The 21,515-nt window shown below is 36.0% G+C and carries 18 protein-coding genes; 9 read left to right on the forward strand and 9 right to left on the reverse strand.

The window, feature by feature from the left end:
* Positions 1 to 384: 384 nt before the first annotated feature.
* The 7 genes from flgE to DMB92_RS06080 form a co-directional block, all read right to left on the reverse strand.
* On the reverse strand, positions 385 to 2,997 hold the full coding sequence (flgE, locus tag DMB92_RS06050) for a flagellar hook protein FlgE (protein ID WP_142682166.1): 2,613 nt from the start codon (positions 2,995 to 2,997) through the stop codon (positions 385 to 387).
* Between the two features lie 385 nt (positions 2,998 to 3,382).
* A complete protein-coding gene (locus DMB92_RS06055; RefSeq protein WP_142682167.1) occupies positions 3,383 to 4,600 on the reverse strand; it encodes a CsgG/HfaB family protein in 1,218 nt (405 codons plus the stop codon).
* An 18-nt stretch (positions 4,601 to 4,618) separates the two neighbouring features.
* A complete protein-coding gene (gene lpoB / locus DMB92_RS06060; RefSeq protein ID WP_142682168.1) occupies positions 4,619 to 5,242 on the reverse strand; it encodes a penicillin-binding protein activator LpoB in 624 nt (207 codons plus the stop codon).
* Between the two features lie 20 nt (positions 5,243 to 5,262).
* Positions 5,263 to 5,643: a DUF1425 domain-containing protein gene (locus tag DMB92_RS06065; RefSeq protein ID WP_142682169.1), complete on the reverse strand. Its 381-nt coding sequence runs from the start codon at positions 5,641 to 5,643 to the stop codon at positions 5,263 to 5,265.
* Positions 5,644 to 5,653: 10 nt separating this feature from the next.
* Positions 5,654 to 7,015, reverse strand: coding sequence for a hypothetical protein (locus DMB92_RS06070; protein WP_142682170.1), 1,362 nt, complete (start codon positions 7,013 to 7,015; stop codon positions 5,654 to 5,656).
* A gap of 88 nt (positions 7,016 to 7,103) precedes the next feature.
* A complete protein-coding gene (locus tag DMB92_RS06075) occupies positions 7,104 to 8,531 on the reverse strand; it encodes an anaerobic C4-dicarboxylate transporter (RefSeq protein ID WP_142682171.1) in 1,428 nt (475 codons plus the stop codon).
* Between the two features lie 11 nt (positions 8,532 to 8,542).
* Positions 8,543 to 9,955, reverse strand: a complete 1,413-nt coding sequence (locus DMB92_RS06080; RefSeq protein WP_142682172.1) for an aspartate ammonia-lyase — start codon at positions 9,953 to 9,955, stop codon at positions 8,543 to 8,545.
* A 219-nt stretch (positions 9,956 to 10,174) separates the two neighbouring features.
* Between DMB92_RS06080 and DMB92_RS06085 the strand changes: the two genes are divergently transcribed.
* The 3 genes from DMB92_RS06085 (at position 10,175) to DMB92_RS06095 (ending at position 12,843) form a co-directional block, all read left to right on the forward strand.
* The gene (locus DMB92_RS06085) at positions 10,175 to 10,747 is read left to right on the forward strand and encodes a ribonuclease HII (protein ID WP_142682173.1); all 573 of its coding nucleotides are present in this window, start codon (positions 10,175 to 10,177) and stop codon (positions 10,745 to 10,747) included.
* A 202-nt stretch (positions 10,748 to 10,949) separates the two neighbouring features.
* Complete coding sequence (locus tag DMB92_RS06090; protein ID WP_185900172.1) at positions 10,950 to 12,458, forward strand: aldehyde dehydrogenase family protein; 1,509 nt, start codon at positions 10,950 to 10,952, stop codon at positions 12,456 to 12,458.
* Between the two features lie 52 nt (positions 12,459 to 12,510).
* Entirely contained in the window at positions 12,511 to 12,843 is a 333-nt protein-coding gene (locus tag DMB92_RS06095) for a DUF779 domain-containing protein (RefSeq protein ID WP_142682175.1), read from the forward strand.
* Between the two features lie 12 nt (positions 12,844 to 12,855).
* On the opposite strand, the gene DMB92_RS06100 is transcribed toward DMB92_RS06095, so the two are convergent.
* Positions 12,856 to 14,427 carry a phospholipase D family protein gene (locus tag DMB92_RS06100; RefSeq protein ID WP_142682176.1) on the reverse strand — a complete coding sequence of 524 codons (1,572 nt, stop codon included), beginning with the start codon at positions 14,425 to 14,427 and terminating at the stop codon, positions 12,856 to 12,858.
* 189 nt (positions 14,428 to 14,616) lie between these two features.
* On the opposite strand from DMB92_RS06100, the gene gpmI reads away from it, so the two are divergent.
* The 3 genes from gpmI to DMB92_RS06115 all read left to right on the forward strand — a co-directional run bounded on the left by gpmI (position 14,617) and on the right by DMB92_RS06115 (position 17,566).
* Positions 14,617 to 16,095, forward strand: coding sequence for a 2,3-bisphosphoglycerate-independent phosphoglycerate mutase (gene gpmI / locus DMB92_RS06105; RefSeq protein WP_142682177.1), 1,479 nt, complete (start codon positions 14,617 to 14,619; stop codon positions 16,093 to 16,095).
* 57 nt (positions 16,096 to 16,152) lie between these two features.
* Entirely contained in the window at positions 16,153 to 16,896 is a 744-nt protein-coding gene (gene fabG, locus DMB92_RS06110; RefSeq protein WP_142682178.1) for a 3-oxoacyl-ACP reductase FabG, read from the forward strand.
* A 259-nt stretch (positions 16,897 to 17,155) separates the two neighbouring features.
* Positions 17,156 to 17,566 carry a pyridoxamine 5'-phosphate oxidase family protein gene (locus DMB92_RS06115; protein WP_142682179.1) on the forward strand — a complete coding sequence of 137 codons (411 nt, stop codon included), beginning with the start codon at positions 17,156 to 17,158 and terminating at the stop codon, positions 17,564 to 17,566.
* Positions 17,567 to 17,641: 75 nt separating this feature from the next.
* On the opposite strand, the gene tenA is transcribed toward DMB92_RS06115, so the two are convergent.
* On the reverse strand, positions 17,642 to 18,307 hold the full coding sequence (gene tenA, locus DMB92_RS06120; protein ID WP_142682180.1) for a thiaminase II: 666 nt from the start codon (positions 18,305 to 18,307) through the stop codon (positions 17,642 to 17,644).
* A 124-nt stretch (positions 18,308 to 18,431) separates the two neighbouring features.
* On the opposite strand from tenA, the gene DMB92_RS06125 reads away from it, so the two are divergent.
* The 3 genes from DMB92_RS06125 to DMB92_RS06135 are packed head-to-tail and all read left to right on the forward strand — an operon-like array spanning position 18,432 to position 21,506.
* Positions 18,432 to 19,592: a pyridoxal phosphate-dependent aminotransferase gene (locus DMB92_RS06125; protein WP_142682181.1), complete on the forward strand. Its 1,161-nt coding sequence runs from the start codon at positions 18,432 to 18,434 to the stop codon at positions 19,590 to 19,592.
* Between the two features lie 8 nt (positions 19,593 to 19,600).
* Positions 19,601 to 21,187 carry an ABC-F family ATP-binding cassette domain-containing protein gene (locus tag DMB92_RS06130; RefSeq protein ID WP_142682182.1) on the forward strand — a complete coding sequence of 529 codons (1,587 nt, stop codon included), beginning with the start codon at positions 19,601 to 19,603 and terminating at the stop codon, positions 21,185 to 21,187.
* Complete coding sequence (locus DMB92_RS06135; RefSeq protein WP_142682183.1) at positions 21,174 to 21,506, forward strand: hypothetical protein; 333 nt, start codon at positions 21,174 to 21,176, stop codon at positions 21,504 to 21,506. Before DMB92_RS06130 ends, DMB92_RS06135 begins: the two co-directional genes overlap by 14 nt.
* Positions 21,507 to 21,515 lie beyond the last annotated feature (9 nt).

The raw sequence follows: 21,515 nt of genomic DNA on the forward strand, positions 1-21,515 counted from the left end.
AGGACTACTAGAATTATCATAAAAGCGATAATTTCGTTCATCTTAACCTCCTTTCAACTTTTTCAAGTCTTCAGTTGGTTTTCCTTAAAAGTGAGTTATTTTAGTGTATTTGTGCTTTGAGTTTTGTTAAAACAATAACAAGTTCATCATTGCACCCGCTTTTATGCGGGTTGCAATAGATTGAAGGTTCAAGCCTAAAAAGCTTTAATCACAAAGCTATCTTGATAGACTTGTGAAAAGAGCTTTGACTTTCGATACACCTAGAATGCAAAAAGCATAACTAGAGGAGACAAAGACATTCTAGGTGTAGCCAAAATCAACAATACTTTCAAAACATTTACCAAACTCATCTTAAAGAAAGATCTTTAAGATGAGAGTAAAAGCTTATTGTTTAAGCTGTAAAAGTGTATTTAAGAGCTGATCACTTGTAGTGATAGTCTTAGAGTTTGCTTGATAGCCTCTTTGTATGATGATGAGATTAGTCAAAGAGGTGCTTAAATCAGCATTTGACATTTCAAGCGAGGCTGATTTTATATTGCCTCTACCTCCAGTGCCTCCAAGCCCTACGGTTAAATCCCCTGAGTTTCCTGTGATACGCAAGAGATTTCCACCAATTTCCTCAAGCCCTGAGTCATTGGTTACACTTCCTACGGCTACTGTGGCTAGTACCTGAGTTTGTCCGTTATCAAAAGTGCCGATGATATTGCCGTATTGGTCTATCCTCACAGCTTCAGCTCCTTTTTGTAAAGTCCCCGGCTTATATCCGTCTGTTTTTTGCTCATCCATAGCTGAGGTTACATCATTGCTTACAAGTCCGCTAAATTCCCCACTCGCTCCTAAATTTAGCGTGATTTGTTGATTTGGCGATGAGCCGTTATTTCCGCTAAAATTAATCGTCCTTGGAGTGTAAGAGACCAAAGAACCATCATTTCCAAAACGCACAGTTCCCACGACTATATTACTAGGTCCTACGCCTGAGGAGTTTATCGTGGCTGGCTCATCCACTCTTAAAATCATTTGCCATTCATTACCCCCATCCACTGTGGTGGTTTGTTTAGTCCATTGCACTTTGATGAGGTGGCTTGTTCCTAGACTATCAAAAATCTCAAGGCTTGTTCCAAAAGAGCTTAAAAGCATTTCAGCAGCGATTTTGTTTTGAGTGCCGACATTTAAAGGTCCATCCCATCCTTGGAAAAAACTAGCCAAAGCATCATTAGCACTTACTAGTCCCACACGATTGACATAACTTGTCGCTTCAAAGTTCATATTTTTAGCAGCCGATAAATTAGCCCCCGGATTTATAGTACCAGGATTAGCCGCATTAGGATCAGGCAAAGCCGTAGGCTCATTGGCATTAGATACGACATATTGTCCATTTGTATTCATAGTGATTTTTACTGCTCCATTTACATCGTTTGTGCCGTTCCAATTCGCACTTCCATCATAATCCACCCCATATCTGGCATCTCTTTGGATAAGCTCTCTTAAATCCTCAGTTGTCCTAAATACCCTAGCTGAAGTATCATTCTTAATTGAGCCTTGAACTGTAGCCATATAGTAATTGTATGAGGCTAAGCCTTGATCGGTATTGGGCCACTGATTTCTTTGAGTAATATTTTGTGCTGTGGTACCAGCATTAGGTCCTGTGTAGGCTGGTCCTCCGTCTGGATTAAACATAGGATCAAGATCTACAGCTGAGCTTGTGTAGGTGTATTTATGAGCTGTAACGACTTGGATATTATTGGTTAAGTTTATATTAGGATTGGTTTCAGCCCAATTTGAAGTTACATTTCCTTGTATTGGAGTAAGTGTGGCGGTGTAGGTCTGGGTATTGGCATTCCATGTGAGGTTGGCAGTTTCGCCAGCTGAATTTCCTGTATTTATGGTGAGGTTTATATTTTTCATATTATCTGTAGTGCCTGAAGCATTGGTGTTAGTAAAAGTAATGCCTGAGCCATCAGATTTTGCTACAGCAATCACGCCTGTGCCGTCTCTTGTGTCTGTTGGCTGGGTGTAGGTATTGATGAAATTTACAGCTTCTTGAAGGCTTCTTATATTGTTGTTTTGGATGCTGATACCATTTAAAGTGATATTAAGATTTACGGCATTGTTTTCATCGCCCCAGAAAATGACATTGTTTTGGTTTGCGTTGTTGTTAGGATTAAAAACAGCTGTACCGCCCTTGTTGGTCGTAAAGGTTGCATCAGCATAGCTTATCCACATACCCTGTCCTTCTCTAAGGTTTATAGAAATACCATCAGTACCACTTTTCTTAAACACAGAAGCCATATCAACACCCTTTTCTGTAATGTCTAGGGCATTTTTTGAAGTAGTATAAAACTGAGTATTACCTGTGTCATTTTCATCATTTGCTGTTGTTGTGGTTACATTATAGCCATGAACACTATCAAGCCCATAAGCTCTACGGCTAGTATTTTCTGTAATCCTTGCACCACTATTTAAACTTGCTGAGAGTAGAATTTGAGAACTTGGATTTGCAGGAAGCTTCATTTTTGGATCCCACTTGATATTTTGCACAGGCAAGGTTGTATCAACTTGTCCTGTTTCAGAGTCCCTGTTCCAGCCTTGAACAATCATACCATTTGCGTTAACAAAATTTCCTTCAGCATCAGGAGTAAATGAACCATCTCTTGTCAAATACTTGTTGCGTCCGCCATCACCTGAAACCATAAAAAAGCCATTGCCACTAAGTGCCATGTCATAGTTCCAACCTGTTTTTGAAATACTTCCTTGTGAGTGGATACGAGTCGTTGCATCAGCACCAACACCAAGTCCTACTTGCATAGCGTTTTGTCCGCCTAAATTTCCTGTAGGGCTTGTTGCAACGCCCATAACTTGAGAAAACATTGTTCCGTAATTTACGCGAGAGTATTTAAAGCCATAGGTATTAACATTGGCGATATTGTTACCCTCAACATCCATTCCTATTTGATGTGTTTTTAGTCCAGAAACTCCAGACCACAATGATCTCATCATGATAAATCCTTTGTAAAATATTGTTTGCAAGATATAAGCAAGAAGCGTTCCAACTTTTGTAAATCATGAAATTTTGATCAAGTCTTCCGCCCTGCGACCAATGAAGACTAAATTTTTGCACTTTTAAGGATAAACTAAGCAGGGCTTACTTATAATTTTGTGTAGAAATTTAGTAATTAGTTCTTATCTTTAGTTTTTGCAAACTAGGATAAGGACTACTAGAATTATCATAAAAGCGATAATTTCGTTCATCTTAACCTCCTTTCAACTTTTTCAAGTCTTCAGTTGGTTTTCCTTAAAAGTGAGTTATTTTAGTGTATTTGTGCTTTGAGTTTTGTTAAGGCTTTAAATATAAAAAGGGATTAAATCCCTTTTTTTGAGCAGCTTAAAAGCCTAAATTTACTCCGCCTTTTGTGCCAAGCTTGTAGTTTGCTTCCTTGCCTTTGTTTAAAGAAAGTGTGCATTCATCGCCAAGGCTTGTTTGTCCGCTTAAAATTTTAGCACTTGAAATTTTAGCACTTGACTTAGTGATTTGCACCTGTGAGCTTTGGGTGCTACTTTTGCTCACGCACTCATAAATCGCTCCTACTTCAAGCTTTTCTTCAAAAATTACCTCGCCATTTTCAACCGAAGCGACCCACAAAGGATAAAGTTGATTGAGTATATCAGTGCTTAAGGCTGTAGCGATTTGGCTTAAAATGGCTTCATTAGTTTTTACGCTATCATCTTTAACGCTTACTTGAAGATTTATGGTATTTGCAAGCTTGATCTCTCTAGTCGCAAAGAAAATCAAACGATAATCCACCGCCACATCAGCCTTTAGCGTTTTTGAACCTGTAGTAAGCTTTGAACTTTTAGAATCTGCCTTGCCTATGTCTTTGAGATTGAAAACAAGCATATAATCAGCCCCTAAAACATTTCCAAGCTTATAAATATCATCACTTGAAGCATCTTCACTCTCTATAAGAGCTTTTTCAGCCTTATAATACGCTTCATTAGTTCTATCTAAAATATTCATTTTTTTGCTTTGAGTGAAGTTATTGATGAGCTTTTGCTTAAGTTGATCTCCTAAATTTTGAAATTTTGAAGCATTGAAAATCACTAAATTTGGCTTTTCATTGCGTGCAAATAAAATCTTATAAACACTCACACTTGCCCCATAGCTTCCATTTGGCTCAATAAAGACATTATTAACTTCATAAGAATCAATCCTGCCCTTTGTAGCCTTGCTTAAGAGTCTTGAAATGTTTTGAGAATTGTGTTCGAAATTTGGAATAGCACTAATGTCTTTTAAGCTAGCCGTGCTAAAACCTTTCATTTTTGAAATAGCTTCAATCAACGCTTCTTTAATGGCTAGTTCTCTTGTAGCTCCACTACCTTCTCCTGTGGAAATTTTCATAAAAGTTCCCTCTGGAGTGCTTACCGAAAAGCTTGAATTTGCGTCTTTGCCAAAACCTGTGCTATTTAAAGGAGTGATGCCCAAATCAATGATATTAATGTTTGAAGAGCCTGCGTCATTTGGTGTAAAAGCTCTTTCTTCAATCACCTCAGCAAATACAAAACTTGATATAAAGCCTAAAAAAATAATAGCGATTTTTTTCATAAAAAAGCCTTTTTAAATTTACCAAGAAACAGATTTTTTATCGCCTGCTTTATCTATGGTTTTTTCATCTTCCCAATACGCCAAACCACTTGTTAGATCAGTAACAGTAAGGTGGAAAAAATACTCAACTTGAATCTTGCCATTTGGTAATTTGATCGAATCTTGTCTTATCTTGCCTGCAAGGGAAAAATCAGGGGCTACAAGAGTGCCTTTTTTGGCGATAGTATTTTGGTTAAACTCATCATTATCACGAAGATCACGAACATCATGACTCATACTATCCTTAGCACCGCCTGCTGCAACTGCTGTTGTAAGCACAAATTTACCTGATTTTCTTAAAGCAATGGTGATTTTAGAAATAAGCTTGTCTGTGTCTATGCGTTGAGGAGTGTCATTAACTATCCTACCAATAGCAATAACCTTTCTTTGACCCGGAGCGATATTTGCAAAAGCTGGATCTTTTAACATACTTTGTATCATTGTATCGGCTGCATTTTCAAAATCCGTTCTTTCAAGCCCTAAAGTTAAAGCATTGCCTTGCTTTTCTTGGGCTGCTGTTCCATCAGTGTAGATTGGCTTGCTTGAGCAAGCAACAACGAAAAATGCCACAAAAACACCTAAAACTAAATTTATAGTTCTCATTTTTACTCCTTGATTTAAATTTATTTTTTTACAATGGTAATTTTAAAATTTGTTGCTTCTTTATTTGCAGCTACTCTTTGCAAAATAAACTCTTGATTTGCTTTAAGCTTAATGGCTATAAATTTCTCATCATTCAAACTAGAAAGCCTAAAACCATCTTCATCAAGCCAAGAAATTTTGTATTCTAATTCAAGCTCCTTTTCACTTTGCAAAACAAGTTCAAACTCGACCAAGTCATTGACATTATTTTTATAGTTAAAATCCTTAACTATACGCTTATCTGTGCCTTGAAAACTAATATATTGCGTTATTTTCTTTTCCAAAACACTTGGCTCTTTACTCGCGCAAGAAGCGATAAAAAGCACCATAAAAACGCTCAAAAACAAATTTAGTTTTTTCATGTATTCTCCTTTATTTTTGGATAAGCCAAGCTTTTGCTGGCAAATAAGGCGTGAAAGATCTTACCATAACTATAGTATTTTTAGCTTGATCAATTTCTTCATTTTGATAGATCAAAATCCCATTTTCTGTTCTTATATCTATCCTGCCTGTATTTTCTATCATCAAGACTTGAGCATATTTTGGTAAAGAAGTCCAATACCTCAAATCAGCTCTATTAATAGAACTTGTAACAAGACTTGTTGCCAAAGAAAGTAAGCCACCTGTTGGATCATTTTTAGCCACGGCTACATTAAGACTTGTTTTAACTATAGTCGAGCTTATGGCTTTTGCTACTTTTGAGGGAAGCTCTGTTTTAAACTCCGTTGCCACGATATCATCAAAGCTTACTAAAAACTCAGTTTTTTCATCATTTGCACTTAGAGAAGCATAAGAAGAATCCCTTTTTATAAGGGTTGGAAGTGTAAAAGTGCTTGTGATGATTTGATTGTTAAAATTTAAAGGGATAGTGAAAGAAAACTCACTTAAAGCTGTCCCAAAACCGCCCTCATAAACAACAAAGATATATTTTTTTAAATTTGATGGATTTAAAGAATTTGCATGTTGATTAAAAACCTTAAATTCCTTATCAAACTCCTTATTTTTAGCCTTGATAACAGCAACTTCTTTAAACAAATCCGCCGCACGCACAAAATCTTCATCTAAAAAGAAAAATAAAGCTGCCATGTAAGTAGCGTAAGGATTGATAAAATTTTTTGTCGTATCAAAATCTTTAAGCAAATGCTCGTATTCGCCCATGATATTGCCGTAATTTCCGCCCATATTTTGCTCAAAATTTTCCGTCTTCTTAGCCTCTTCAAATTCGGCTTTATTGGCATCAATTTCACTTCTAAAATATTCTTTTGCCTTATCTTGTCTCATTAAGGCTCTGTTAAATTCAACCCGTGCATTTTCAAAATCCTGCAAACTCATAAAATTTAAACCCTTATAAACATTGACCATGATACGCTCATAAAGCGTTCCTTGATAATCAACTATGCTCTCATTTAACAAGGTTGTGCCAATACTTTTTGCACCCTTTGAGGCTAAATTTTCTAAGTCTACATCGTATTTATAGGCTTCTTCAGCCTTATCTAAAAAATAATTGCTCTGTTCAAATTCATCACAATTTCTAGCTATGCTTCCAGCATTTAAACCGGTATAAATCACATCATCATTTTTTTCTATTTTCTTTTTTTCTACGCTTAAAAACTCTTGGGAACAAAACTTTTGAACTAAGGCTTGTTCATAAAGTGCATTACCTTCTTGATGATTAGCACAAGCTAAGAAAAATAAAGAAAGAGATAAGGTAAAAAAATAAGTAATGATCTTCATATCCTAGCCTTAAAAATGATTTTTAATTCTAGCATATTTTTGTAAAAAATAAGTGGAAAAATTTAAGCCCAATTTCTTGGGCTTAAGCTTAAACAAGAGAAGAAACAATAAAGCCTAATGTTACTGAAAGTGCTATAGCTAAGACACCCGGAACTAAAAAGGCGTGATTAAAGACATATTTTCCTATCCTTGTTGTTCCTGTATCGTCCATTTGAACCGCACCAAGCAAGGTTGGATAGGTTGGAAGCACGAAAAGTGCAGAAACAGCTGCAAAACTTGCCACTAAGATATAAGAATTTGGCGCAACAGAGCCATCAGGCATAGCACTTATAGAAAGTGCGGCAATGATTGTTGGCACGATGGCCTTTGCAGTTGCTGCTTGAGAATAAAGAAGCATACTTGCAAAGAAAAATGCCACAGCAACTAAGGCTGGAATACGCTTTGCTAAGTCTCCTGCGATATCTTGTATATCTTGCTTATATCCTGCAACAAAGGTATCTCCAAGCCATGCTACACCAAGAACACAAACGCAAGCGACCATTCCGCTTTTAAAGACACTTTGTTCAAAAATTTTACTCGTATCAATCTTGCAAAAAACAACGATCAAAGTTGCAATACTAAGCATAAAACTCATAATAGCACTATCTCTTGGTAAGCGAATAGGATCAATATAACTTTTTACAAACTCAGCCAAGCTAGTAAGGCTTGATCCTTCTGCTATGAGCATATTTACATAATCAAGCATAGGCTTTCGAACAACATCAGATATAGTAGTTGCATAAAACACAACACATAAAACACCGATCAAAAAGATAAGAACAGAAAGCTTTGCACCGGGCTTAATCTCTAAATTTAAAGCACCGGTTGGAGCTTTTATAAGTCCTGCTTTCAATCTTTCCTGATAGATAGCATCTTTGCTTAAGTCAAGATTGCTAAATTTAGAAACAAGAAAGGCTGTGATCATGCAAGCAACATAGGTTGTTACGATCCAAATACCTAAAAGCATAGGATAACTCCAACCAAGATCCTCTAAAACACCTGTCATATAAACTACTGCCGCACTTACAGGACTTGCTGTGATAGCTATTTGACTTGCAACCACAGCGATAGAAAGAGGGGCTGATGGCTTGATATTTTGCTCTTTTGCCACCTCAACAATAACCGGGATCATGGAAAATGCTGTATGTCCTGTTCCTGCAAAAAGGGTAAGACAATATGTAACTGTTGGAGCAAGATAATTGATATATTTTGGATTTGATCTTAAAATCCTCTCAGCAATCTGCACCAAATAATCAAGCCCACCAGCAAGTTGCATAGCTGAAATAGCAGCGATTACTGACATGATGATGAGGATAACATCCCAAGGGATATTTCCTACTTTCATACCCAAAATCAGCGTTAAAACAACAACTCCTATACCGCCTGCAAAGCCAATGCCAATACCTCCAAGTCTTACGCCTAGAAAAATAGCCCCTAAAAGAACGGCAACTTGTAAAATAAGCATAATTGTTTCCATACTTATGACCCTTATTCTTTTCTTTTTGTTTTCATTTGAGGATTGAGCATATTTTCAGGATCTAAGATCTTATCAATCTCATCTTTTGGTAAATATCCTCTTTCAAGGCAGATATCGCCAACTGATTTGCCGGTTTGTAAGGCTTCTTTAGCAATGCTTGCTGATTTTTCATAGCCTATGACCGGGTTAAATGCTGTAACTATGCCGATTGAATTAAGCACAGCTTGTTTGCAAGCTTCAGGATTAGCTGTAAGGTGTTTGATAGCCTTTCTAGCCAAAGTTAAGAATGCGTTTTCAAGTATGCAAATAGAATTAAATAGTCCATAAGCAATGCCCGGTTCAAAAGCATTAAGTTCAAATTCGCCTCTTTCAGAGCAAAGCATGATAGTTACATCATTTCCTATAACTTCATAGCAAGCTTCACCTACAACTTCGCAAATTACCGGATTTACTTTACTGGGCATTATAGAGCTTCCTGGTTGCATTTTTGGTAAATTTATCTCGCTTAAACCACATCTTGGACCTGAGTTCATAAGTCTTAGGTCATTTGCGATTTTGCTAAGTCTTACAGCAGCTGTTTTTAAAGCACCGCTTACATGAACAAAATCAGCTGTATCTTGAGTAGCAGCGATAAAATCCTCAGCAGGCTTGAAATTTACACCTGTGATTTCGCTAAGTTTTTTCTCAACCAAAACCTTATAATCAGGGTGGCAGTTAATACCTGTTCCAATAGCTGTCGCACCTAAATTTAGATAGCTCATTGCTTCTCTTGCTGCAGTGATTTTTTCGATATCACTTTTTACATAGCTTGCAAAAGCGTTAAAGGTATTGCCAAGTGTGGTTGGAACAGCATCTTCAAGCTCTGTTCTACCCATTTTAATCATATCTTTGTATTCCTTTGCCTTAACTAAAAGCTCATCTTTAAGCTCGTTCATAGCTTTTAACAAATCAGTAAGTTTTGCATAGCTTGCTACCTTGATCGAGCTTGGATAAGTGTCGTTTGTGGATTGTCCTAAATTTGCATGATCATTTGGGTGAAGGTATTGATATTCGCCTTTTTTATGTCCCATGCTCTCTAAACCAAGATTTGTAATCACTTCATTTACATTCATATTTGTACTTGTTCCAGCACCACCTTGGATCATATCTACAACGAATTGTTCAAGATATTCTCCTGCTATAAGTTTATCGCAAGCCTTTACTAAAGCGTCTGCCTTATCAGCATCTAAAACGCCTAGTTCTTTATTTGAAAGTGCTGCTGCCTTTTTAACCTGAGCAAAAGCTTTTACAAAGAAAGGGTAGTTTTGCAATCTTCTGCCAGTCATCTTAAAATTTTCTACCGCTCTAAAGGTTTGCACACCATAATAAACACTATCATCAATTTCTAACTCACCGATAAAATCGTGTTCTTTTCTCGTTCCCATTACGAAACCCTCCGTATTAATATTTGCAAGTATTCTTGCTTGGCAGTGATTTTAACTCTTTATAATTTAAACAAAACTTAAATGCAAACAAAATAAAAACTTTTTTCTAAAAAATTAAATTTTTATCAAAAGCACCTAAAAATAATTGTATTAAAGTAATTTTTATATTAAAAATATTAGAATATTCAAGATAAATTTAAAAAACTAAAATCAGGATAAATTTTGGTAGGTATAGACGAAGCAGGACGCGGAACTTTAGCAGGAAGTTTGTTTGTCGCTGCTTGTAAATTTACTCAAAGCACAGAACAAAAACTCATAGATGAACTTAAAGACTCTAAAAAGCTCAGTGAAAAAAAGAGATTTGAGCTTGCTTTAAAACTTAAAAAGCAAAGCAAGTTTTTAATCCTTGCTTTTTCAAATGAAATGATTGACAAACTAGGTCTTAGCACCTGTATAACAAGGGCTTTACAAACGATCAAAAAGCATTTTAAAGATAAAGAATTCCTCTTTGATGGCAACACAAATTTTAAGGTTAGCGGTATAAAAACACTCATCAAAGCTGATGATAAAATCCCTGAAGTTAGTGCCGCTAGTATCTTAGCAAAGACAAGCAAAGATGAGGAAATGATCAATTTTTCAAAAATTTATCCTCATTACGCCTTTGAAAAACATAAAGGCTACGCAAGTAAGGCTCATCTTGAAGCTATACTTAAATTTGGTGTCTGTAAAATCCACCGAAAAAGCTTTAAAATCAAAAGTCTTGAGAAAGAAAAAAGTTTATTTGATCAATAATACTAAAAATTTATTTCTTTAAGAAAGCAAAACCCTCATCATTACGCTCATCTTAAACAAACAAACTTTAATAAATTTACAAATAGTAACATAAAATTATAAAAAAGTTAAAATTTATCCTAAATATGAAAAAATTAAAACTAAATTTATATTTTTTTGCATAAAATTAGGATACAAATACTATTAAATGAAGGAGAGAAAAATGAGTATCTACAAAGATCACACCAAGGTTTTCAAGCCTCAGTATGAAAACTTCATTAACGGACAATGGCAAGCACCAAAAAGCGGTCAATACACTGAAAATATCACGCCAATTTCTGGCAAGGTCATCACCAAAGTGCCTCTATCAAGCGATGCAGACATAGAAGCAGCCCTTGATGCAGCCCAAAATGCTAAAAAAACTTGGAACAAGACCTCCACCACAGAAAGAGCAAATATCTTGCTAAAAATAGCTGATCGTTTGGAGCAAAATTTAGAGCTTTTAGCCTATGCTGAGACTTGGGACAATGGCAAGGCTATTAGAGAGACCCTAAATGCTGATATACCTTTGTCAATTGATCATTTTAGGTATTTTGCAGGTTGTATTAGAGCTCAAGAAGGAAGCATTTGCGAGATAGATCATGAAACCATAGCCTATCATTTTCACGAACCACTTGGGGTTGTAGGGCAGATCATACCTTGGAATTTCCCTATCTTAATGGCTGCTTGGAAGCTAGCCCCAGCTCTTGCTGCAGGAAATTGCGTGGTCTTAAAGCCAGCTAGCCCAACTCCAGCTAGTATCTTAGTGCTTGTAGATCTCATCAAAGACTTGCTACCTGCTGGGGTCTTAAATGTGGTTAATGGAAGCGGGGGCAAGATAGGAAAGGCTCTTGCTACAAGCCCAAAAATAGCAAAGGTCGCTTTCACAGGCTCTACAGCTGTTGGTAGGCAGATTATGCAATTTGCCACTGAAAATATCATTCCTGTTACTCTTGAACTTGGCGGAAAGTCCCCTAATATCTTCTTTGAGGACATTATGGATAAGGACGATGATTTCTTAGATAAGGCTGTTGAGGGGCTTGTGCTTTTTGCCTTCAATCAAGGCGAGGTTTGTACTTGCCCAAGTAGAGCCTTGATACAAGAAAGCATTTATGATAAATTTATAGCCAAGGTGCTTAAAAGAGTAGAGGCTATCAAGCTTGGAAATCCACTTGATCCTAGCACTATGATGGGTGCTCAAGTAAGCCAAGATCAAATCAATACCATTTTAAATTACATTAAAATAGGCAAAGAAGAAGGAGCTGAGGTCTTAATAGGAGGGGAGCAAAACAAGCTAGGAGGAGAGCTTGAAAAGGGCTTTTATATCAAGCCAACCATCTTCAAAGGTCATAACAAAATGAGAATCTTCCAAGAAGAAATCTTTGGTCCTGTGCTTGCCCTAACTACTTTTAAAGATGAAAAAGAAGCTCTAGAAATAGCCAATGACACCCTTTATGGCTTAGGTGCTGGGGTTTGGAGCAGAGATATTAATAGAGCTTATAGAATGGGAAGAGAGATCCTAGCTGGTAGGGTTTGGACCAATTGCTATCATCTTTATCCAGCCCACGCTGCCTTTGGAGGCTATAAGCAAAGCGGTATAGGTAGAGAAACGCATAAAATGATGCTTGATCACTATCAACAAACTAAGAATTTGCTTGTTAGCTACTCACCTAAGGCCTTGGGCTTTTTTTAAGAAATGATAAAACAGCCGTTATTTTTAAAATAACGGCTTAAAAGGAAATAAAATGCAGAAAATACAAGCAAGCAAACAAGCTCTAGACTTACTTGAAATTCTACAAAAAGACTATACAAATGGGATTCTTTTATACCTTTCTGGAGGGTGTTGTGAAGGAAGTGCTTTATTATGTTATGAAAAAGATGATTTTAAAATAGGTATTAATGATGAACTTTTAGCCGAATTTAATGGGGTTAAACTTTACACTCACAAAAATCAACTTTCTTATCTTCAAACAAGTCAATTAAGTCTTGAAGTTCTTGATGGCAATGGTAGCGAATTCTCTCTTGAATATGGGCTAGGAAAGCATTTTATTCTACAAAGCCAAATCTGCAAAATCTAAAAAATCAACAAATCAAATTTGATTTTCCGGTAAAATTTTGGAAAGAAAATTAAAAAATCTCAAAATCACACTTGTATCAGGATCGCTTGTATGTGTTTCAAGCTCGCCTTTTTCATTGTAGCCTTGCCAAGTTGTTTTGCCATTTTGTCTTTGAAGTTGCCAAGAAGCCTTGATATCTTCTTTTATACTTTCTTGAACCTTTTTTGCGAAATTTTCATTTTCAAAAACAACTATGCTTTCGGTGTTAAGATCTTTTGAACGAGGGTCAAGATTAAAAGAGCCTATCCATGTGATACTTTCATCAAAGACGATGATTTTACTATGCAAACTAGAAGAAGAGCCTATCTTGTCCCTTAAATTTGACTTTTTGTTTTTACCATGATAGGAGTATTCATAGACCTTTACACCTTGTTCTAAGAGCTTATCTCTGTATCTTTGCCACGCTGCATACACCACAACAGAATCCATAGAAGATAAAGAATTTGTAAGCGTTATCACCTCAACGCCTCTTTTTTTAAGATCTGCTATCAGCTCTAAGCCTGTGTCTCCTGGAACAAAATACGCCGAAACGATATACAAAGACTTTTTTAAATCCTTACTGAGTGCTAAAAAAGCGTCATTTATGGGATAGATAATTTCTTCTTTTTCTATTTTTTGTGGCAAATCTCCTAGAAATTTCGCCCTTCCCCAAGAAATTGCAAAACGCTTTTCCTCATAAGCTGTAAGGAATTTATCCATGATTTCATTATAATCTATCCAACCCTTTGAAGACTTTTCAAACCCTTGTAAATTTGTATTTATTTCCTCCAAATAATCCTCCATAGAATTTTTTGAGGGAAGCAAGCTTGCATTAACACTTTTATCATAGCTCCAATAAAGTTTAAAATTTTCTAAAGCTTCCTTAACAACAGGACCTATGAAAATAGCATCACTATCGCTAAAATTAACCTGAGAATTTGCTTCAAAATAATTATCCGCCACATTGCGTCCACCTATGATCAAAGCGATATTATCAACGATAAAAATTTTGTTGTGCATTCTGTGCGTAATGCGTTTAAAATCATACACCATTTCAGCATAACGAGGGATAGTACTTCTTGTGCGGTAGGGATTAAAGATTTTCACTTCGATATTTGGGTGAGAATCAAGGGTAATGATATCAGAAAAATCAGAATCAAGCCCATTATCATCGATAAGAATTTTTACCTCCACACCTCTATTTGCAGCACGCCAAAGCTCAAACATCAAAAGCCTTGACTCTGGATCGTTTTTGTAGATATAAGTTTGCAAGATTATGCTTTTTTGAGCCATTTTCACAAGGGCTGTTCTATGAAGCAAGGCTTGTTTGCCATCATTGATAAAAAGTGCGCCACTTTTTTGGGGATTTTGTATAAAATCTTGCAAATGAATTTGCCCTAAAGGCGTTTGCAAAGGATCAAAATCATCTTTTACAAAGCTTGTTTGACTTAAATTTGTATCCTTAATGCTTATACTCATCAAAGAACAAGCACTAAATAAGAACGCAAGGGATACAAAAAATATCTTAATCATTAAAAAGCGTATCAAACTCGCAAAAATACCCAAATTTCAATCCTTATTTTCTTGAAAGTCTAGCAAAATAACTTTAAATCAAGCAAAAACACCAAAAGGAGCATAAATTTAAGTCAATTTTTGCTTTTAACAAGGCTTTTGAAAGATTTTTCTTGTGTATTTGCTTTTTCAAAGTTTATTTTGAGTAAAATTTGCAAAATTTTTTATGATAAAGAAGCAAAAATGAGTCAAAAATGTATTTTAGTCATCACTGATGGCATAGGTTATAACAAAAGTGATAAATTTAACGCCTTTGCTGCTGCTAAAAAGCCAAATTATGAAAAACTTTTTAAAGAAGTGCCAAATACGCTTTTAAAAACAAGTGGCTTAGCTGTTGGCTTGCCTGAGGGACAAATGGGAAATAGCGAAGTAGGGCATATGTGCATAGGTAGCGGGCGGATCATTTATCAAAACTTAGTGCGTATAAATAAGGCTATTGAAAATGGCGAGCTAGCACAAAATGTAAATTTAAAAGCCTTTTTAAAAAAGCATAAAAGAGTGCATATCGTGGGACTTTATAGCGACGGAGGTGTGCATTCTATGCAAACGCATTTTAATGCCTTGTGCGAAATTTGTAAAAACGAGGGCAAGGAAGTTTTTGCGCATGCTATTACCGATGGGCGTGATGTTTTGCCAACAAGTGGGCTTGATTTTATCAAGGAACTTGAAAATTTTTGCGAACAAAAAGGCATTTTGCTTGCGAGTGTTTGTGGAAGATTTTATGCTATGGATAGGGACAAGCGTTGGGAAAGGGTAAAAGTCTTTTATGACACGCTTTTTGGCAAGGCTGAGACGGCTCAAAAATTTAGCGAATTTATAGCTGATTCTTACGCACAAGAAATCACTGATGAGTTTTTGCAAAGTAGGATAAATCCTAAATTTAAAGGACTTTGCGAAGATGATGGCGTGATTTTTGTAAATTTTAGAAACGACAGAATGAAAGAAATCGTTACAGCCTTAAGTGCTGATGAGTTTAAGGAATTTCAAAGGGATTTTATCTTTAAAAATATCCTTACAATGAGCGTTTATGATGAAAAATTTGCCCTTCCTGTGCTTTTTGCAAAAGAAGAACTTGAAAATACCTTAGCAAGCGTGATTTCAAAGGCAAATTTAAGCCAGCTTCACACCGCAGAAACGGAAAAATACGCTCATGTAACCTTCTTTTTTAATGGCGGAAAAGAAGATTTAGAAGTGGGAGAAAGTAGAATTTTAGTGCCTAGTCCAAAGGTGAAAACCTATGATGAAAAGCCTGAAATGAGTGCTTTTGAGGTTTTAGAAGCAGTAAAAAAAGGTATGGATAAGGGAGAGGATTTTATCGTTGTAAATTTTGCAAATGGCGATATGGTAGGACATACGGGCGATTTTAATGCTGCTGTGAAAGCTGTTGAGGCTGTTGATACTTGCCTTGGAGAGCTTGTGCAAAAGGCTAGGCAAGAAGATTATGCCTTTATCATTACAAGCGATCATGGAAACTGCGAGGCTATGCAAGATGAAAAGGGAAATTTACTCACAAATCACACAACCTTTGATGTCTTTGTTTTTGTCGAGGCAAAGGGTGTAAGCAAGCTAAAAGAGGGCTTAGGACTTAGCAACCTAGCTACTAGCGTGCTTAAAATTTTAGGACTTGAAAAGCCAAAGCAGATGAATGAGGCTTTGTTTTAAGGGCTTAAATTTACGAAATTAAGCTAAGATTATAAGAAATTTTACAAAGGAAGAAAGATGAAATTTAGTGGAAAAAATGTTTTGATCACAGGAGCTAGCAAGGGCATAGGAGCAAGCATTGCTAAGGTTTTAGCAGGTTTTGGCTTAAAGGTTTGGATAAATTATCGCTCAAAACCAGAACTTGCTGATAGTTTGAAGGCTGAGATTGAAAGTCTTGGAGGAAAAGCTGCTGTGATTTGCTTTGATGCAAGCGATGAAAAGGCTTTTGAAGAGGGCGTTAAAGTGATACTTGAAGCTGATTCAGAGCTTAGCTATCTTGTAAATAACGCAGGCATTACAGCTGATAAACTTGCTTTAAGAATGAGCCTTGAGGAATTTAACAAGGTGCTTAATACAAACTTAAATTCAGCATTTTTAGGGTGTCGTGAGGCTTTAAAAGCGATGAGCAAAAAGCGTTTTGGAGCTGTGGTAAATATCGCTTCTATCGTGGGAGAAATGGGAAATGCTGGGCAGGTAAATTACTCAGCAAGCAAAGGTGGAATGATTAGCATGAGCAAAAGCTTTGCTAAGGAGGGTTCAAGCCGTAATATCCGTTTTAACTGCGTAACTCCGGGCTTTATCAAAAGCGATATGACCGAGCTTTTAAGCGAAGAAGTTAAGGCAAGCTATCAAAAAAATATCCCACTTGGACGCTTTGCAGAGCCTGAAGAAGTGGCAAATGCGGTGGCTTTTTTGCTCAGTGATTATGCAAGCTATATCACAGGCGATACGCTTAAAATCAACGGCGGCTTGTATATGTAAAAAGAGCAAGTTAAAAGATATTTTATCTTTTAACTTAACAAAGCTAATTTCATGATATCAAGATACAAAATTAACTCCAAATTTGTAACGAATTGTCCTTACAAAAATATATTTTTTCTTAAGTTATAAAGGCTTATAAGAGGTGTTTTAAGGCTTCATTTGTTATAAAAATTTCACTGAGTAAATTTTGGAAAATAAATGTAAAATTTGGCTCATTAATTAATAAAGACTAAAATCTTCATTTCAAAAGGAGAATACAATGAATTTAAAAGATATAGAACAATTCCTAGATGAAAATGCCCCAGCGTTTTTGGCTACACTTGGAACATGCGGAAATCCTCGTTTGCGTCCTATGCAAAGTCCGCTTTTGTGGGAAAATAAAATTTATTTTTGCACAGCAAATACCAAAAATCTTTACAAGCATATCAAAGCACACAGCGGTATAGAGTTTTGTAGCTGTGCTAAAGATGGCACTTTTTTAAGACTTCGTGCAAAGGCTGTTTTTGAGGAAAATTTAGAAGTTAAAAAAGCTATGTTTGAAAAATATCCCTCAGTAAAAAATAAATATCAAGATATTAAAAATCCAACATTTGAGGTATTTTATCTTGATGAACTTAGTGCAAGACTTCAGTTTGTAAATGGAGAATTTAAAAGCTTTAAGCAAAACTAAAAAATACTCTTTAAGGATAAAAATCTTTAAAGAGCTTCTAAAAGATTATATTTTGTCTGCTAGCAAGGCAAAAGCTTACAAGTCAAGCCTTAAATTTAAAGCGTGTTGCCAAAACGCCGTTTCAAGACGCACGACAGAGTGAAAAATTTCACTTAACTTTTTAAATTTAGACTCATTAACCTGATCGCTATAAGAGTTTAAAAAGTCTTCAAATTCTTTTATCTCGCTTTGAAACTCAGCTCCTGCATAGGTTAAAATCCACTCTTTATAGGGGTGATTTTCTAAGCTTTTTTCCCCAAGCCTTTGATAAATTTCAGCACCTATCACTCCATAACCTATCGCACAAGCACTAAGAGCTGTAAGCATATCAAGAAAATCCCCATTTTGCCCCACACTTAGCATATAACGCGTGTAAGCGATATTTACAAGGCTTTCATCTTTAACGCTTAGTTTATCCGCCTCAATGCCAAGCTTTAAAATGCTCTTGTGAAGCTCAAGTTCGCCCTCAACGATATAGTTTTGAAATTTCATCGCAAAGCGAAGCTCCTTTGCGGTGTTTGCATTGAGTGCTAGCTGGGCATAGCATTTAGCATAATGAAGCAAATAAATATAATCTTGCTTTAAGTAAAATAAAAAATTTTCTTCTTTTAGGCTACCCTTTTCAAGCTCTTTTACGAATTCATGATGTAAATATCCGTCCCAAACCTTTGCATTTTCTTTAAGCAATCTTTGCCAAAGCATTGTTTCTCCTTGAAATTTCTTTGCAAAATCTTACAATAAAAAACTAAATCAAGTCAAAATTACTCTTTAAAGCCTTAAATTTAAACTTTCTTATGATACAATACCTTTTTCAAAAGGTAAGAACATGCGAGCTTTTAGTTCAAGAACAGCGAGTTTTACGGATTCTGTGATACGCAGAATGACAAGAATTTGCTTAAAATATGATGCTATAAATCTTTCTCAGGGTTTTCCGGATTTTGATCCTCCAAAGGCTATTTTAGATCGTTTGGCTGAGGTTGCTTACAAGGGTCCTCATCAATACGCCATTACAAGTGGAGCTAAAAATTTCAAAGAAGCTTTAGCTAAGAAACAAAGCCATTTCATGGGCATTGATATTGACCCTGAAAATATCCTAGTAACTTGTGGTAGCACTGAGGCTATGATGGCTACGATGTTAAGTATTGTTGATATTGGAGATAAGGTCATCGTTTTTAGTCCCTTTTATGAAAATTATGGTGCTGATGCGATTTTAAGCTCGGCTGAGCCTATTTTTGTGCCTTTAAATCCGCCTAAATTTAATTTCGATCCTAATGTTTTAGAAGATGCTTTCAAGCAAAATCCAAAGGCTATCATTCTTTGCAATCCCTCAAATCCCTGCGGTAAGGTTTTTAGCAAAGAAGAACTTGAGCTTATAGCTGGTTTAGCAAAAAAATACGACACCTTTGTGATCACTGATGAAGTTTATGAACATATCATCTTTGAACCCTTTGAGCATACTTATATGGCGTCTTTGCCTGATATGTTTGAAAGGACGATTAGCTGTTCTTCACTTTCAAAGACTTATTCTATCACAGGCTGGAGGCTTGGATATTTGATCGCTTGTAAGGAAGTGATCCAAAGAGCACACAAGGTGCATGATTTTTTGACCGTTGGAGCAGCAGCACCTTTGCAAGAAGCAGCCATAGTGGGCTTAAATTTCCCTGATACATACTATCATGATTTGCAAGTAAAATACACTCAAATGAAAGATATTTTTATCAACGGACTAAAAAGCTTAAATATCGAGTGTAACGAACCTGAGGGAGCGTATTTTGTCATGGTCAATATAGAAGAATTTGGCTATGAAAGTGATTTGAAATTTTGTGAGGATTTGATAGCAAAGGTTGGGGTTGGAGCAGTTCCCGGCTCTTCTTTTTTTAGGGAAAAAAATAATTCTTATATAAGATTTCATTTTGCAAAACAAGAAAAAACGCTTTTTGAGGCTTTAAACCGCCTTGAAAATATGAAAAAAATCATGAAAAAATAGGAACACAAATGGTTGAAGTAAAAAATTTAACTATGCGTTTTGGCTCTCATTTGCTTTTTGAAAATGTAAATTTAAGCCTTAAAAAGGGGCAAAGATACGGACTTATAGGAGCAAATGGGGCTGGAAAATCAACCTTTCTAAAGATCTTAAGCGGAGTGCTTGAAGCAAGTAGCGGAGAAATCGAATTTGATGCAGGCATTAAAAAAGCTAGCCTAGAGCAAGATCAATTTGCCTTTGAAGAACTAAGCATAATCGATGCTGTTTTAAGTGCAAATAAAAGGCTTTTTGAGGCTTTAAAAGAAAAAGAAAAACTCTATGAAAGCACTGAATTTACAGATGAAATCAATGAAAGATTAAGCGAGCTTGAGCTAATAAGTGCTGAAGAAGATCCAAATTATGACGCACCCACTCGCTGTGAAAAGCTTTTAAGCAGCTTGAAAATAAGTGATTTTAACGCCCCTATGAAAAGCCTTCAAAACACAGACAAGGTAAAGGTGCTTTTGGCTAGGCTTTTGTTTGTGGGTGCTGATGTGCTTTTTTTAGATGAACCTACGAACAATCTTGATTTGCAAAGCATTTCTTGGCTTGAAAATGAACTTTTAAGACATGAAGGAACCTTGGTTGTGATAAGCCATGATAGGCATTTTTTAAACCGAATTTGCACAAGAATTTTAGATGTGGATTTTAAAAATATAAGGGATTTTGCTGGAAATTACGATGATTGGTATATGGCTTCAACGCTTTTGGCTAAACAAGCTGAGTTAAAACGAGAAAGAGCCTTAAAAGAAAAAGAAGAGCTTGAAAGCTTTATAAGACGCTTTTCAGCAAATGCAAGCAAGGCAAAGCAAGCTACAAGTCGTCAAAAAGCCCTTGCAAAGATCGAACTTGAAGAGATTAAAATAAGCTCAAGAAGAGATCCTAGCATAGTTTTTAGGACAAATAGAGAAATAGGCAATGAAATTTGTGAAATAAAAGAACTTTCTAAGGCTTTTGATAAGGTTTTATTTGAAAATTTAAACCTAAAGCTTGAAAAAAATGATAAAATAGCCTTAATCGGTGCTTCAGGCGTTGGAAAAACGACTTTGGCTAAGATTATCGCAGGTTTGCAAACACCAGATAGCGGTGCTATACATTTAGGAGCGACCATAGAACTTGGATATTTTGCTCAAGATACAATGAACAAGATAAATGAAAATGTCAAGCTTTATGAATGGCTTATGAGTGAAAAGCACAAGGATTTAGATGAGATCAGAAAGTGCCTAGGGCGAATGCTTTTTAGTGGAAGCGATCAAGAAAAAATGGCTTTAAGTTTAAGCGGGGGCGAAAAACACCGCTTAATGCTTTCAAAGCTTATGCTTGAAAAGCCAAATTTCTTAGTGCTTGATGAGCCTGATAATCATCTTGACCTTGAAGCTATCATCGCACTCGGCGAGGCTTTGTATAATTTTAAAGGTGTGGCTATTTGCATAAGCCACGATAGAGAACTCATCAGTTCATTTGCAAACCGAATTTGGTTGCTTGAAAATGGCAAACTCGAGGATTTTCGTGGAACTTATGATGAGTATTTGCAAGGGAGAGAAAATGCGCACTTATAAAATTCGCTACACTGCTGGCTTTGGACACAACACCCAAAATCACAAAGGCTTTGGACCGACTATCTACATGGAAGAAACTATAGAGTATAAGAGCGATAAGGATTATTTTGATTATGTTGAATTTTATGAAACTTACTCAAAGATAGATGATACTTATTTTCATATCGCTTGGCTTGAAGATCGCCCTTTAACTCAAAAAGAAATCGAACAAAGAAATGCTTATAGAAAACTAAGAGATGAAAGATGTGAAAAAGCCAAACAAGAATACCTCAAAAACGCTGATATAGATCCTGAATACGCCCCAACTCATGGGGATTGATTACTTTAA

It is taken from the genome of Campylobacter sp. MIT 99-7217 (assembly GCF_006864365.1).
Lineage (GTDB): Bacteria > Campylobacterota > Campylobacteria > Campylobacterales > Campylobacteraceae > Campylobacter_D.

Bases quoted from the DNA above. Each gene is read 5' to 3' on its own strand.
- flgE (WP_142682166.1), bottom strand. From the start codon at position 2,997: ATGATGAGATCATTGTGGTCTGGAGTTTCTGGACTAAAAACACATCAA.
- DMB92_RS06055 (WP_142682167.1), bottom strand. From the start codon at position 4,600: ATGAAAAAAATCGCTATTATTTTTTTAGGCTTTATATCAAGTTTTGTA.
- lpoB (WP_142682168.1), bottom strand. From the start codon at position 5,242: ATGAGAACTATAAATTTAGTTTTAGGTGTTTTTGTGGCATTTTTCGTT.
- DMB92_RS06065 (WP_142682169.1), bottom strand. From the start codon at position 5,643: ATGAAAAAACTAAATTTGTTTTTGAGCGTTTTTATGGTGCTTTTTATC.
- DMB92_RS06070 (WP_142682170.1), bottom strand. From the start codon at position 7,015: ATGAAGATCATTACTTATTTTTTTACCTTATCTCTTTCTTTATTTTTC.
- DMB92_RS06075 (WP_142682171.1), bottom strand. From the start codon at position 8,531: ATGGAAACAATTATGCTTATTTTACAAGTTGCCGTTCTTTTAGGGGCT.
- DMB92_RS06080 (WP_142682172.1), bottom strand. From the start codon at position 9,955: ATGGGAACGAGAAAAGAACACGATTTTATCGGTGAGTTAGAAATTGAT.
- DMB92_RS06090 (WP_185900172.1), top strand. From the start codon at position 10,950: ATGAGTATCTACAAAGATCACACCAAGGTTTTCAAGCCTCAGTATGAA.
- DMB92_RS06095 (WP_142682175.1), top strand. From the start codon at position 12,511: ATGCAGAAAATACAAGCAAGCAAACAAGCTCTAGACTTACTTGAAATT.
- gpmI (WP_142682177.1), top strand. From the start codon at position 14,617: ATGAGTCAAAAATGTATTTTAGTCATCACTGATGGCATAGGTTATAAC.
- fabG (WP_142682178.1), top strand. From the start codon at position 16,153: ATGAAATTTAGTGGAAAAAATGTTTTGATCACAGGAGCTAGCAAGGGC.
- DMB92_RS06115 (WP_142682179.1), top strand. From the start codon at position 17,156: ATGAATTTAAAAGATATAGAACAATTCCTAGATGAAAATGCCCCAGCG.
- tenA (WP_142682180.1), bottom strand. From the start codon at position 18,307: ATGCTTTGGCAAAGATTGCTTAAAGAAAATGCAAAGGTTTGGGACGGA.
- DMB92_RS06125 (WP_142682181.1), top strand. From the start codon at position 18,432: ATGCGAGCTTTTAGTTCAAGAACAGCGAGTTTTACGGATTCTGTGATA.
- DMB92_RS06130 (WP_142682182.1), top strand. From the start codon at position 19,601: ATGGTTGAAGTAAAAAATTTAACTATGCGTTTTGGCTCTCATTTGCTT.
- DMB92_RS06135 (WP_142682183.1), top strand. From the start codon at position 21,174: ATGCGCACTTATAAAATTCGCTACACTGCTGGCTTTGGACACAACACC.